The sequence below is a fragment of the Streptomyces sp. NBC_01428 genome (assembly GCF_036231965.1).
Classification (GTDB): domain Bacteria; phylum Actinomycetota; class Actinomycetes; order Streptomycetales; family Streptomycetaceae; genus Streptomyces.
In genome coordinates, this window is sequence record NZ_CP109499.1 from 8,599,350 (window position 1) to 8,612,558 (window position 13,209).

Sequence of the window (13,209 nt, forward strand, 5' to 3'; positions counted from 1 at the left end):
CCCGAAGTCTTCTGACGCCGGGTCACGAAGGAGACCGTCCGTGTTTGAACGCATAGCCGAACTGGTGATCCGCCGCTCCCGGATCGTCCTCGTCGTCGCCGTCGCGGCGTTGGTCCTCATGGGGGTCGCCGGCGCCGGCGCGTTCGGGAAGCTGATGGGCGGTGGATACGACGACCCCGCCTCCTCGTCCAGTCGCGCCGGGCAGGTCATCGACGAGAAGTTCGGCGGGGAGACCAACCTCGTCCTGCTCGTCGGGGCATCCTCGGGAGGCGTCGACGCCCCGGCCGCACAGCGGAGCGGCCGGGCCCTGGTGGCCGACCTGAAGAAGGAACCCGATCTGGGGAACGTGATCTCGTACTGGGACACGGACAGTCCCGGTCTCCGCTCCGCGGACGGCCGCGAGGCGATGGTTCTCGCCCATGTGGCGGGAGACGGCACCGAGCGGGACGAGAACGCCAAGCGGGTCATCGACACCTACGCCGGACCGTACAAGGGCGCTCTGACCGTCCGGGCCGGCGGAGGCGCGGCCGTGACCAGCGAGATGGGCGAACAGTCCGGCCAGGACCTGGTGCTGGCCGAGTCCATCGCGGTGCCGCTCACCCTCCTGCTGCTCATCGTCGTGTTCGGCAGCGTGGTCGCGGCCCTGCTGCCCCTGGTGATCGGACTCACCGCGATCGTCGGAACCTTCGCCTGGCTGTTCCTCCTCGGCAGTGTCACCGACGTCTCCGTGTTCGCGATCAACCTGACCACCGCCCTCGGTCTCGGCCTCGGCATCGACTACGCGCTGCTCATGGTCAGCCGCTTCCGCGAACAGCTCGCGACGGGCGCGAGCGTGGACGACGCCGTCCGGCGGACGGTGAGCACCGCCGGCCGGACCATCGCGTTCTCCGCCGCGACCGTGGCCGCCGCACTCGGCGCCCTCCTGGTGTTCCCGCAGTACTTCCTCCGCTCCTTCGGCTACGCCGGGGTCGGCGTCGTCGCCATCGCGGCGCTCAGCACCCTGTTCGTGATGCCCGCGCTGCTCGTCGTCCTCGGGCACCGCGTCAACAGCGCGCGGATGCCCTGGGCGAGGACCCGGCCCACGGGCAGCAGGCCGCCTCTGTGGGGCCGGATCGCCCGCACCGTCATGCGGCGGCCGGCGCTGACCGCCCTGCCCGTCCTCGCGGTCCTGCTGCTGGCCGCGAGCCCGCTGCTGGGAATCTCCTTCGGCACGCCGGACGAGCGCGTGCTGCCCGAGAGCGCCGAGAGCCGCCGGGTCGCCTCGGTGCTGACGGAGAAGTTCGGCGGCAACGACGACGCGGCCCTCCACGTCGTCATCGACGAGCCCCTCGGCAAGCGCCCGTTGGAGACCTACGCGGTCGCGCTCTCCGGTCTCGAGGGCGTCGCCCGCGTCGAAGCGGGCACGGGCGTCTACGGCGACGGCCGGTCCACGGCGACCGGCCCCGGCAACCCCGCGCTCGGCCGCCCGGACGCGCAGCGGATCAACGTGGTGACCACCCTGCCGCCGAAGTCGCCGCGGGCGCAGCGGCTGGTCGGTGAGGTGCGCTCGCTCACGCCGCCGGAGGGGACCCACCCCCTGGTGGGCGGGACCGACGCCGTGCTGGTCGACTCCAAGGCGTCCATCGCCGACCGGCTGCCGCTCGCCGTGGCCCTGGTCGCCCTCACCACCTTCGTCCTGCTCTTCCTGTTCACCGGCAGCGTCGTGCAGCCCCTGCGCGCCCTGGTCCTCAACCTGCTCAGCCTGGGAGCGACGCTCGGGGTGATGACCTGGATCTTCCAGGACGGCCATCTGTCGTCCCCGCTCGGCTTCACGGCACAGCCGATGGAGGTGTCGATGACGGTGCTGATGTTCTGCATCGCCTTCGGCCTCTCCATGGACTACGAGGTGTTCGTCACCAGCCGGATCAAGGAACTCCACGACGCGGGCCACGACACCGAGTCCGCCGTCGCCGACGGGCTCGGCCACACCGGACGGATCGTCAGCGCGGCGGCCTGTCTCCTCGCGGTGAGCTTCTTCGCGTTCGGTACGGCCCGGCTCAGCTTCATGCAGATGTTCGGCCTGGGCAGTGGACTGGCCATCCTCATCGACGCTGTCGCCGTGCGCGGCATCCTCGTACCCGCCGCGATGCGCCTGCTCGGCCGCTCGGCCTGGTACGCGCCGCCGTTCCTGCGCACCCTGCACGGGCGGTACGGCCTCAGCGAAGCCGCTCCCGCACCGGTGGCCGCACCGGTGCGACCGGTCACGCCGCCGTACGTGAAGGACTCGACCGAGGTCTGAGGCCGCGGCCCGCCTCCCGGGACCAACACGCTTTCCGTGCCCGCCTCTTCGAACGGAGGCGGGCACCGGCGCGTGCGACGGCCACCCCGGCGAGAGCGCCGCCTGTCAGGCCGAGGCCTTGAGCGTGTCGGCCCATGCGCTCGTCGTCATGACCTCGCAGCGGCGGCCGATGACCTTGGTGAGCAGGGTCGTGTGCAGGTCTGCGTCGCGGTCGGCGCAGGCGTCGGACAGGACCGTGACGCGGTAGTCCAGGTCCGCCGCCTCCAGGGCGGTGGACAGCACGATGCCGCTGGTGGCGATGCCGGCCAGGACGAGGTGGTCGATTCCCCGCACCGCGAGGATCTGACGGAGGTTGTTGCCCGAGAAGGCGCTGACGCGGTTCTTGTGCACGAGGATCTCGTCGCCGCGGGGAGCGACGTCCGGGTGGATGGCGGCACCCGGGTCGTCGGCGGTGAAGAGGTGGAGCGGCAGCGCGCCGAAGATCTTGTTGTCGGCGTGGACGTCGACGTGACCCGGGCGGAGTCGCAGGGCGACATGGATGACGGGGACCTCGGCGGCGCGCGCCGTCTCGAGTGCCCGGACCGCGTCCGGCAGATAGCCGTCGGGGACGTGCGCGATGTGGTTGAGCTGGAGGTCCATGGAGAGAAGGGCGGTGCGGGACACGGTTCTGCCTTTCGCGACGGATACGTGGTTCGGGACGCGCGGGTACGCGGTTCGGGATGCGTCGGCTCGCGGGCACGGGACGCGGGTGATCTCCACGGGGGGGCGGGAGTGAACTCCCGCGCGGGGTGTGCCGTGCGCCCCTATGAGGACGCCGGGGAGGACGAAGAACCGTCCCGGTCGACCGAGACCCGGCGCAGGCTCCGGTCGAAGACGGTGATGAGCAGATACAGCACGCCCGCGCCGAGCATGATCCAGGCGAGGTGGTGCATTCCCTCGGTACTGGCACGCTCCCCGAAGGACGCTGCGGTGGCCGAGGACGCGATCATCGACCCCATGTAGGCGAAGGTGCGCAGCAGTCCGGCGGAGGAGCCGGTGCGCTCGGGGTCGGCCTGGAAGTAGACGGAGTTCTGCAGGGCCAGACTGTTGGACCCCTGCGGCACGCCGAAGACGACCGCGAGCAGGACCAGCGCCCAGATCGGGCTCGCCGCGGTGAGGGTCAGCATCAACGCGCAGGCGGCGATCTGGCCGACGCCCCCGAGCAGGAGCTTGCCGAGGACCCCGCCGCGCCGGCCGACGGTCACGGAGACACCTATCCCCACGAGGAACATCGGGATCTGCACCAGTCCCGCGTGGAACGGCGAGAGTCCGTAACTCTCCTCCGTCCACTGGGTGAATCCGTAGAGGAAGGCGTACGACACGATGTAGGCCACCAGGGCCCGCCCGTACGTGGCCAGCAGCGGGGCGTTGCCGCCGAGGACGCGGAGGTCGATGAACGGTGTCTTCGCGCGCAGCTCCCGCAGTGTGAAGCCGACGGCGGCGGCGACGGTGATCACCGGCAGGTACCAGTCGCCGGCCCGCAGGTTCATCAGGAACAGCAGCAGCGAGAAGAGCATGGCCGCGAACAGGCCCATCCCCGGCAGGTCGACCTGCGAGGCCAGGCCGCCCCGCCCGGCCGTCCGTGTGTGCGGCTGCTTGGGGAGCCGCAGCCGGCCGAGCACGACGGCGACCACGGCGAGGGGGATGTTGAGCGCGAACGTGGAGCGCCAGCCGCCCAGTCCGATCAGCAGGCCGCCCAGCAGCGGCCCGACCACGGCGATTGTCTGGTTGGTGACCGCCAGTGTGGTCAGGACGCCCGCGGGACTGTCCTGTCCGGTTCGCTCGGCCTCGCTGCGCACCAGGGCCATGGCGGCGGGGTATCCGGCACAGGTGCCGAAACCGAGCAGGACCCGTGCGGCGATGAGGACGCCGAGGTTCGGGGCGAGGGTGCCGACGACGCCGGCGATGCCGACGAGGCTGGTGCTGAGGAGGAAGAGGCGACGGGGGCCGAAGAGGTCGATGAGGCGGCCGACGATCGGCTGACCGAGGGCGGTGGCCAGATAGAGGGCCGAGACCAGCCAGGCGGTCTGCGAGGCCGGGGCCCCGAACGCCACGCCGATGGGGACGAGCGCCACGGCGATGATGGTGGAGTTGATCGGGTTCAGGACCGACCCCAGCATCATCGGGGGGAGGAGCCGGCGGTCGAAGCCTGCCTTCCTGGTGTCGCCGGGTGCGGCGGCGGTCTGCTCAGTCACTGACGAGACGCTCCAGTACGGCCATCGCCGCTATCACGGTCTGGCGCTCCTTCTCGGTGCACTTCATCTGCAGTTCGGCGGCGAGCCACTCGCCGCGCGCCTGTCTGCCCGCCTCGGCTCGTCGGCGCCCCTCGTCGGTGAGCGCGATCAGCAGACGCCGGCCGTCACCGGGGTCGCGGCGTCGTTCCACCAGGCCCCGGACCGCCAGGGCGCCGACCGTGGACGCCATCGACTGGTGGCGCATCCCCTCGGAGACCGCGAGGTCACTGGTCGTGAGCCCTTGGTCGTCCGTCAGGCGGGCCAGCACCGACGCCTGGGTGAGGCTGAGGTCCTCGGTGCTCCCGGCGGCGCGGATGCGGCGGCGCAGGCGCCCGATGACTCCTCGGACCGACTGCGAGGCGCGGACGGCTGAAGGCGACAGCCCACGATCGTCACTCATGGCTCCCAGCCTAGGATCGACAGCCCAGGTTGTCCAGTTTACCTGCGCAGTTTGGCTGGATGATCGGCAGGCCGCGGGATCGGAGATCGCGGTATACCGAATTCCTCGACGGGGTTCCTGCCCGACGGTAGATAGCGGGTGATCGAGGGCAAAGCAGCCAGCATTCCGGTGATCCGCAACCCTACTGGTATGCCAAATGCTAGGGTCCCCGTGACGCACGGCCGAGGAGCGCCGCGTGTCCGCTCGCCCCGGGCCTCCGGGAGCGACCGACCGCGGGTGGCGGCCCTGTTCCCGTCCCCTTGTCCCGCGTTGGAGGAGTGCCACGGTGACCACCCATCCGGACAACGGTGTCTCGCACGTCGACCGCGCCGAGCGGACCCTGCGCGCCGCCATCCTCGACGGCACCCACCCGCCGGGCTCCCGGCTGCGTGAGCGCGACCTCTCCGAAGCGCTCGGCTTCTCCCGCGTGCCCGTGCGCGAGGCGCTGTCCCGCCTGGCGGCGGACGGACTCGTCGAACTCTCGCCCGGCAAGGGCGCGTCGGTGCGCCGGCTGACCCTCCGTGACGTGGACGAGCTGTTCGATCTGCGGCTGAGCCTCGAGGTGTTCGCCACCCGGCGCGCGGCGCAGGTCAGCGCGGCGGGCGCCAGTACCGCCCGGCTGAGCGAACTGATGACGGTCGCGGAGGACGCCACCCGCCGGGCCGACGTGCACGAGATCCCCGGCGCGAACACCGCCCTGCACGCGGAGATCGTGGCGCTCACCGGGAACCGGTTGCTGCAGACGACTCTCCAGCCCTCCCTGGGACTCGTGCAGTGGGTGTTCACCCTCACCGGCGACCGTGACCAGAGCGTCCAGTGCTCCGAACACCAGGACATCTGTGCGGCGATCACCGAAGGCAAGCCGGATCTCGCCGCCGCCCTCGCCTACACGCACATCGAGATGGGCCGGGCGCCCTCCCTCGCCACGCTCGCCGACGTCCTGCCGGCCGACTGAGGCACCTGCGTCGGCCGGCCCCCCGACCACCGTCACTCACGGCACCAACCGCAAGGAGTACGACCCACCCATGCTGATCAGGAACGTCCGCCCCTGGGGCGGGGAGGCCAGTGACATAGAGATCCGCGACGCCCGGATCTCCGCGATCCTGCCGCACGACCCGGCCCGCACGGACGACGGCACGAGCGTCGACGGCCGCGGCCGCCTGGCCATGCCCTCCTTCTCCGACGTCCACTGCCACCTGGACTCCAACCGGATCGGCCTGCCGTTCCGCCCGCACACCGGCAAGCCCGGCGTGTGGGGCCTGACCATGAACGACCGCGACCACTGGCGGGAGGACCCGCCGGTCGCCGAGCGCGCGACCGCCCTGCTGGGCCGCATGATCGAGCGCGGCACCACACGGGTGCGCAGCTACGCGCAGATCGACGCCGACAGCGGACTGGAGCGCTTCGAGGGCGTCCTCGCCGCGAAGGAGGCGCACAAGGACCGCGCCGACGTCGAGATCATGGCGTTCCCGCAGGCGGGCCTCCTCCTGGAGAAGGGGGTGCCGGACCTGATGGACCAGGCGCTCTCCTCGGGGGCCGCGGTCGTCGGCGGCATCGACCCGTGCACCCTGGACCGCGACCCGGTCCGCCACCTCGACATCGTCTTCGGGCTCGCCGAACGGCATCAGGCCCCCGTCGACATCCACCTCCACGAGCCGGGCCACCTGGGCGTGTTCAGCACCGACCTGATTCTGGAGCGCACCCGTGCCCTCGGCATGCAGGGCAAGGTGACGCTCTCCCACGCGTACGAGCTCGGCACCGTGGACGAGGCGACGACCCGGCGCCTCATCGAGGAGTTCGCCGAGCTGGACGTCTCGATGGCCACGATCGCCCCCGCGCAGCAGCAGAACGCCCTGCCGCTGGCCGACCTGACCCGGGCCGGCGTCCGGGTCGGTCTCGGCGAGGACGGCCAGCGCGACTACTGGTCGCCGTACGGCAACGGCGACATGCTCGACCGCACGTGGCAGCTGGCGTTCACCAACCGCTACCGGCCGGACGAGCTGATCGAGCACTGCTGGGCGGTCGCGAGCCGGGGCGGCGCCGCGATCCTGGACCCGTCGCTGGAGCGGCTGACGTCCACGGCCGACCGGCCCGGTGTCGGGGTCGGGGACGCGGCCGACCTCGTCCTCGTCGACGGTGACAGCGTGGCCGCCGCCGTCATGGACCGGGGCACCGACCGCACGGTCGTGCAGGCGGGACGGGTCGTCGCGGACCAGCTGCGTCTCGTCGGCTGAGCCGCCCACCCGCTCGTTCGGGCCGGACCGCACCGCGCGGTCCGGCCCGAACGCGTGTCCCCTCGGCGAAGAGGCCTCCGCGAGCGGGCCCTTGAGCGCGGACGCGTGGAGCATCGTCACCAACGACCGGCCTGGGCGCGATCCGAAGGACGGAACGACGAAGCTCCGTGCCGGGAAACCTCTTCCCGGCACGGAGCTTGACGAACTGTCAGGGACAGCCGCCCGCAGGATGCTTCAGACGCCTGCCGTCACCGGGACGTGTGTCGCGTCCGGCGCGGTGCCGTCCTCAGCCACGAGATGGCAGGCGACCTGGCGGGGGACGCCGCCGTCCTCCGCAGGCGGCAGGGTGCGCAGTTCCGGTGCCTCGGTACGGCAGCGGTCCGTCGCGAGCGGACAGCGGGTGTGGAAGTGACAGCCGGGCGGCGGGTCGAGCGGACTCGGCAGATCGCCGCCCAGCAGGATCCGGGTCCGCCCACGCTGCTCCTCCGGGTCCGGAACCGGTGCCGCGGACAACAGGGCCTGCGTGTAGGGGTGCTTGGGGTCGGCGAACAGCTCGGCGGCGGGCGCCTGTTCGACGATCCGTCCGAGGTACATCACGGCGATCCGGTCCGCCAGATACTCCACGGCCGCCAGGTCGTGCGTGATGAACAGGCAGCCGAAACCGCGCTCGCGCTGGAGGTCCGCGAGCAGGTTGAGGACGGACGCCTGTACCGACACGTCGAGCGCGGACGTCGGTTCGTCCGCGACGAGCAGCATCGGTTCCACCGCCAGCGCCCGCGCGATGGACACCCGCTGCCGCTGGCCGCCCGAGAGCTGATGGGGTTTCCGGTCCGCCAGTTCGGGGCGCAGCCCCACCCGGCGCAGCAGCTCGTCGACCCGGCGCGTGGCCTCCGCCCGCCCCGCGAGACCGTGCAACCGGATCGGCTCCGTGATGATCTGGCGGATGGTCATACGGGGATTGAGTGACGAGGACGGATCCTGGAAGACCAGGTGCACATTGCGGCGCAGGGGCCGCATCGCACGGGCGGACAGCGTCGTCACGTCGGTTCCGTCGATGACGACCTGACCGTCGGTCGGCTCGTCGAGGCGCACCACGCAGCGGCCCACCGTCGACTTACCGCTGCCGGACTCGCCGACCAAGCCGACGACTTCACCGGGTCCGATCGTCAGGGACACCCCGTCGACGGCGCGGACCGTGCCGGTCGGCGAGGCGAAGTGGCGCCGCAGGTCGCGGACGTCCAGCACCGGGGTGACGTGCACGTCGTCGGGTCCGGTCATCGGGCGGCCTCCTCGGAGTCGGGGGACGGTACGGCCGGGGCCGGGTGGTGGCAGGCGATCCGGTGGGTGCCGGCGACGGTGCGCAGTGCGGGGCGCCCCGTGCGGCAGTCGTCCTCGGCGAAGGCGCAGCGCGGTGCGAACCCGCAGGCGTCCGGCTGCTCGCGCAGGTCCGGCACCAGACCGGGGATCTCGTTGAGCCGGGCCCGCCCCTCGGCGGTACGGCTGCCGGGCCGGAGGACGGCACCGAGCAGTCCGCGGGTGTAGGGGTGCCGGGGTGCCGCGAACAGCTCGTCCACCGTGGCCTGTTCGACAGGCCGCCCGGCGTACATGACCAGGACGCGGTCGGCGGTCTCCGCCACCACGCCGAGATCGTGGGTGATGAGGACGATGGCGGTGCCGAGCCGGTCCCGCAGCGACTTGAGCACGTCGAGGATGCCCGCCTGCACGGTGACGTCCAGTGCGGTCGTCGGCTCGTCGGCGATGAGGACGGCCGGGTCGCAGGCGACCGCGATGGCGATCATCACGCGCTGGCGCATCCCGCCCGAGAGCTGGTGCGGGTACTCGTCCACCCGCCGGTCGGGCGCGGGGATGCCGACCAGGTCGAGGAGTTCGACGGCGCGGGCCCGGGCCTCCTTGCGGCCGAGTCCCTGATGGCGGACCAGTACCTCGGAGATCTGGCGTCCCACGGTCAGTACCGGGTTCAGCGAGGTCATCGGCTCCTGGAAGATCATGGAGAGCCGTCGTCCGCGCAGGGAGCGGAGGGTGCGTTCACCGGCACCGACCAGCTCCTTGCCGTCCAGGGTGATGGAGCCGCCGACCCGCGCGGTCGGCGGGAGCAGGCCCATGACCGCCATGGACGTGACGGACTTGCCACAGCCGGATTCGCCGACCACGGCGAGCACTTCACCGGCGGCCAGGTCGTAGGAGACCCCGTCCACGGCGTGCACGGTGGACTCCGGGCCGTGGAAGGAGACGGTCAGGTCGCGGACACTGAGGACCGGTGGGCCGCCATAGCGGGCGACTGCCGCCGGTGCGGCGGATGGTGCGGTGGGAGTCACCGGGAACCTCCACGGGGGTCGAGGATGTCGCGGACGCCGTCGCCGAGCAGGTTGAACGCCAGGGTCGCCAGCACGATGACGAGCCCGGGGAAGACGGCCATCCAGGGGGCGGTGGCGATGAACGGCTGAGCACTGGAGAGCATCACGCCGAGGGACGGCGAGGGCGGCTGTACGCCCAGGCCGAGGAAGCTGAGGACCGCCTCGCCGATGATCGCGGTCGGGACGCCGACCGTGGCCTGGACGATGAGCGCCGAGGTCGCGTTGGGCAGCACGTGCCGGAAGAGGACCGTGCGGTCACCGCCTCCGTTGGCGACGGCCGCGGCGACGTAGTCCAGATGCTTGAGCCGCAAGGTCTCGGCCCGGGTGATCCGGACGATCGCCGGTATCTGCGAGATGCCGATGGCGATCGTGGCGTTCTCCAGGGACGGGCCGAGCACCGCGGCGAGACCGACCGCGAGCACCAGGAACGGGAAGGCCAGCATGGTGTCGGTGAGCCGCGACACCACGGAGTCGGCGAACCGCCCGTAGTACCCGGCGAGCAGTCCCAGCGGCACGGCGACCGCGAAGGCCAGCGCCACGGAGACCACGCCGACCTGCATCGACGCGGTGACACCGACCAGGACCCGGGACAACTGGTCGCGTCCGAGGTCGTCGGTGCCCAGCCAGTGCGCCCAGCTGGGCGGCGCCAGCGCCAGGTCGAAGTCCGGCCGCGACGGGTCGTACGGGGCGATCAGCGACGAGAAGACGGCGACCAGGACGAAGACGGCCGCGAGGACCGCCCCGACGAGGGCCAGCTTGTTGCGCCGGAGCCTGCGCCAGCCGGCGCCGATCCGCTCGGCGGTCCGGCCGGCCAAGCCCCCCGCACGGGCGTCGTCCGGTGCCGGGCCCGAAGGCCGCGGCAGGGCGGGAGAGTTGACGGTGGTCATCGGGAGCCTCCCAGCCGGATGCGCGGGTCGATCACCGAGTACAGGAGGTCGACCAGCAGGTTGATCAGGATGTACGCGCCGGAGGTGAAGAGCACGACGCCCTGCACCATCGCGTAGTCACGGGTGAAGACGGCGTCGATCGTGAGCTTGCCGAAGCCGGGCAGGACGAAGACCTGCTCGGTCACGACCGCGCCCGAGATGAGCTGGCCGAGCTGGAGGCCGAGCACCGTGATGACCGTGACCAGCGAGTTCCGGAGCGCGTGCGTGCCGATGACGGACCGCTGCGACAGGCCCTTCGCACGGGCCGTGCGGACGTAGTCCGAGGACATCGCGTCGAGCATCGCCGCGCGGGTCTGCCGCATGACGACGGCGGCCAGGCCCGAGCCGAGGACGATCGCGGGAAGCACCAGGCGGCTCAGGTTCTCGACCGGGTCCTCACCGAACGGGACGAAGCCCGAGGCCGCGAACACCGGCACGGCGATCGCGAACGTGAGGACCAGCAGCATGCCGAGCCAGAACGTCGGCACCGACATGCCCAGCAGAGCCACAGCGTTCGCCAGCCACTCCTCCGGCCTGCCGCGCCGGACCGCGGCGACCACACCGGCACCGATCCCGAGCACGACCGCCAGGAGCAGCGCCAGGGCGGCGAGTTCGAGCGTGATGGGCAGGGCGTCCAGGATCGAGTCGAGGACCGGCAGACCGCTGCGGGCGGAGGTACCGAAGTCCCCGGTGACGGCGTGCCGTACGTAGTCCCAGTACTGGACCGCGATGTTGTGGTCGAGCCCGTACTCCTCGCGGATGGCGGAGAGGACCTCCGGGGAGGTCTGCTCGCCGGCCAGGGCCTGCGCGGTGTCGCCGGGCATAGCACGGACACCGGCGAACACCGTGATGCTGACGAGCACCATGGTGAGCAGCGCCTGGCCGATGCGCCTGCCCGGGTAGGACGTCAGAAGTCTGACGACGGGGTTCATCCCTGGCCTCCCTTCACGTAACCGGCCTCCTTGACCCTGATGAGCCCGTCGCCGGAGAGCGCTATGCCGCTGATGTCCTTGGACGCGACGGCGTAGTTGATGTTCCGGTAGAGGTAGATCACCGCGTGTTGGCGGTTGATGGCGGCGGTGAGCTTCCGGTAGATGTCGCGCCGCTTCGCCGGGTCGGCGGTGCTGCGCCCGGCCTCGATGAGCCGGTCGACCTCCGGGTCGGAGAGCTTGCCCTGGTTGTTGCTGCCGGTGGTGCCGACGAGGCTGTCGATGTTGCCGGCCGGGTCGGGCTGCCCGCCCCAGCCGCCGGTCCGCGCCTGGAAGTCGCCGGCCAGCGTGCGGGTGAGCCCGGTGGCGAACTCGGTGGGCCGCAGCCGCACGTCGAAACCGGCGTCCTTGGCCATCGCCTGGATGACCTGGCCGAGCCGGTTGTCCTCCGGCGTCGTGTTGATCATCAGCTCCAGCGGGACGGGCGTCCTGACCCCGGCCGCTTTCAACAGGCGCTTGGCCTTGCCGACATCGCGCCCGGGGCAGGTCACCGGAGTGCTGAGTGGCGTCCCCGGCGGCACCGGCCCGCACGCGGGCTCGTACATGTCCTGGAAGACGATCTTGTTGATGAGGGCGCGGTCCAGCGAGAGGTCGAACGCCTCACGGACCCGCACGTCGCGCGCGAAGGGCGTGTTCACCCGGCCGGGCTTCCGGTCGATGCCCTGCGCGTTGCCGACGTTGAGCGTGACGGCCATGTAGCCGAGCGAGGGCGTGTTGAGCAGTTGCAGGGTCTTGTCGCCCATACCGCTGCGCACCTCGACCGGCCCCATCTGGTCGCCGATCTGCACATCGCCGGAACGCAGGTTGGCCAGACGGATGTTGCCGTCGGTGATGGTCTTGTAGACCACGCCGTCGAGATGGACCTTGTCCGCGTCGTAGTACAGCGGGTCCTTCGTCAGCTCGATCCGGTCCCCGATGACCCGCTTGACGTACTTGAACGGGCCGACGCACGACGGATGCGCGGCGAAGTCGCTGCCGTACTTCGCGATCGCCTTCGGCGACATGATGAGCCCCGCCGTGTTGGCCAGCCGTCCGAGCAGCGGGGTGTCCGGGTGCTTGAGCGTGAGACGCACGGTGTACGGGCCGACGGTGTCGACCTTCTGCACCGAGTCGATCTCCGACGCCCGGCCGGATCCACGCAGGTGCAGATGACGCTCCAGGGAGGTCTTCACGGCCTCCGCGTCGAGCTTCGCCCCGTCGCTGAACCGCGCGTCACGGCGCACGTCGAACGTGAACGTACGGCCGCCGTCGCTGATCTTCGGCAGCGAAGCGGCGAGTTGGGGGACGAACCGGTTGTGCCGGTCGACGTCGTAGAGCTGCTCGCACATGGACGTGAACACCGTCCGCGCCACCAGCGTGCCGGTGAGGCTGGGGTCGAGCTTGTCCGGATCGGACTTGAGCCCGATCACCGCGATGCCGCCGTCACGGACCGGCCGCGCGTCGACGAGTCGGGGCGCGGCGGCGGTGTTCTCACCGGGCGGCGACAGTGAGCCGCAACCGGTGGCGAACGTCAGCAATGCGGCCGCCGCGAGCGCGATGGGTAGGCGACGCACGGGACCACACCTCCTTCACGAATGGCGGGATGCGCGCCCGGTCGGGCGGCGCTGTTGGGGCGACACGGTATACCGGAGCGTCGTTTCACCGATTGGACGACCACGACGTTGTGGGCAAGTGTGGCGTGAATGTCCCGTGCGA

General features: G+C 71.3%; 11 protein-coding genes. 3 read left to right on the forward strand and 8 right to left on the reverse strand.

The features are described 5' to 3' along the window. Positions 1 to 40 precede the first annotated feature (40 nt). Positions 41 to 2,278: an MMPL family transporter gene (locus OG406_RS37480; protein ID WP_329190205.1), complete on the forward strand. Its 2,238-nt coding sequence runs from the start codon at positions 41 to 43 to the stop codon at positions 2,276 to 2,278. 105 nt (positions 2,279 to 2,383) lie between these two features. Here the strand turns inward: OG406_RS37480 and OG406_RS37485 are convergent, their stop codons facing one another. The 3 genes from OG406_RS37485 to OG406_RS37495 all read right to left on the reverse strand — a co-directional run bounded on the left by OG406_RS37485 (position 2,384) and on the right by OG406_RS37495 (position 4,951). Next, positions 2,384 to 2,941, reverse strand: coding sequence for a cysteine hydrolase family protein (locus tag OG406_RS37485; RefSeq protein WP_267051893.1), 558 nt, complete (start codon positions 2,939 to 2,941; stop codon positions 2,384 to 2,386). A gap of 140 nt (positions 2,942 to 3,081) precedes the next feature. Continuing rightward, positions 3,082 to 4,440: an MFS transporter gene (locus tag OG406_RS37490; protein WP_329191101.1), complete on the reverse strand. Its 1,359-nt coding sequence runs from the start codon at positions 4,438 to 4,440 to the stop codon at positions 3,082 to 3,084. Positions 4,441 to 4,504: 64 nt separating this feature from the next. Beyond that, a complete protein-coding gene (locus tag OG406_RS37495; RefSeq protein WP_329190207.1) occupies positions 4,505 to 4,951 on the reverse strand; it encodes a MarR family winged helix-turn-helix transcriptional regulator in 447 nt (148 codons plus the stop codon). 325 nt (positions 4,952 to 5,276) lie between these two features. On the opposite strand from OG406_RS37495, the gene OG406_RS37500 reads away from it, so the two are divergent. Together OG406_RS37500 and OG406_RS37505 are read left to right on the forward strand one after the other, a co-directional pair. Then, positions 5,277 to 5,945, forward strand: a complete 669-nt coding sequence (locus tag OG406_RS37500) for a GntR family transcriptional regulator (protein ID WP_329190209.1) — start codon at positions 5,277 to 5,279, stop codon at positions 5,943 to 5,945. Between the two features lie 70 nt (positions 5,946 to 6,015). Beyond that, positions 6,016 to 7,224: an amidohydrolase gene (locus tag OG406_RS37505; RefSeq protein ID WP_329190210.1), complete on the forward strand. Its 1,209-nt coding sequence runs from the start codon at positions 6,016 to 6,018 to the stop codon at positions 7,222 to 7,224. 234 nt (positions 7,225 to 7,458) lie between these two features. Here the strand turns inward: OG406_RS37505 and OG406_RS37510 are convergent, their stop codons facing one another. The 5 genes from OG406_RS37510 to OG406_RS37530 are packed head-to-tail and all read right to left on the reverse strand — an operon-like array spanning position 7,459 to position 13,067. Continuing rightward, positions 7,459 to 8,502, reverse strand: coding sequence for an ABC transporter ATP-binding protein (locus OG406_RS37510; RefSeq protein WP_329190211.1), 1,044 nt, complete (start codon positions 8,500 to 8,502; stop codon positions 7,459 to 7,461). Further along, the gene (locus OG406_RS37515; RefSeq protein WP_329190212.1) at positions 8,499 to 9,560 is read right to left on the reverse strand and encodes an ABC transporter ATP-binding protein; all 1,062 of its coding nucleotides are present in this window, start codon (positions 9,558 to 9,560) and stop codon (positions 8,499 to 8,501) included. The genes OG406_RS37510 and OG406_RS37515 overlap by 4 nt, the downstream gene beginning before the upstream one ends. Further along, complete coding sequence (locus tag OG406_RS37520; RefSeq protein ID WP_329190214.1) at positions 9,557 to 10,486, reverse strand: ABC transporter permease; 930 nt, start codon at positions 10,484 to 10,486, stop codon at positions 9,557 to 9,559. The genes OG406_RS37515 and OG406_RS37520 overlap by 4 nt, the downstream gene beginning before the upstream one ends. Next, positions 10,483 to 11,457, reverse strand: a complete 975-nt coding sequence (locus tag OG406_RS37525; RefSeq protein ID WP_329190216.1) for an ABC transporter permease — start codon at positions 11,455 to 11,457, stop codon at positions 10,483 to 10,485. The genes OG406_RS37520 and OG406_RS37525 overlap by 4 nt, the downstream gene beginning before the upstream one ends. Next, positions 11,454 to 13,067, reverse strand: a complete 1,614-nt coding sequence (locus tag OG406_RS37530) for an ABC transporter substrate-binding protein (RefSeq protein WP_329190218.1) — start codon at positions 13,065 to 13,067, stop codon at positions 11,454 to 11,456. The genes OG406_RS37525 and OG406_RS37530 overlap by 4 nt, the downstream gene beginning before the upstream one ends. Positions 13,068 to 13,209: the final 142 nt, after the last annotated feature.

Bases quoted from the DNA above. Each gene is read 5' to 3' on its own strand.
- OG406_RS37490 (WP_329191101.1), bottom strand. From the start codon at position 4,440: ATGATGCTGGGGTCGGTCCTGAACCCGATCAACTCCACCATCATCGCC.
- OG406_RS37495 (WP_329190207.1), bottom strand. From the start codon at position 4,951: ATGAGTGACGATCGTGGGCTGTCGCCTTCAGCCGTCCGCGCCTCGCAG.
- OG406_RS37505 (WP_329190210.1), top strand. From the start codon at position 6,016: ATGCTGATCAGGAACGTCCGCCCCTGGGGCGGGGAGGCCAGTGACATA.
- OG406_RS37510 (WP_329190211.1), bottom strand. From the start codon at position 8,502: ATGACCGGACCCGACGACGTGCACGTCACCCCGGTGCTGGACGTCCGC.
- OG406_RS37520 (WP_329190214.1), bottom strand. From the start codon at position 10,486: ATGACCACCGTCAACTCTCCCGCCCTGCCGCGGCCTTCGGGCCCGGCA.
- OG406_RS37525 (WP_329190216.1), bottom strand. From the start codon at position 11,457: ATGAACCCCGTCGTCAGACTTCTGACGTCCTACCCGGGCAGGCGCATC.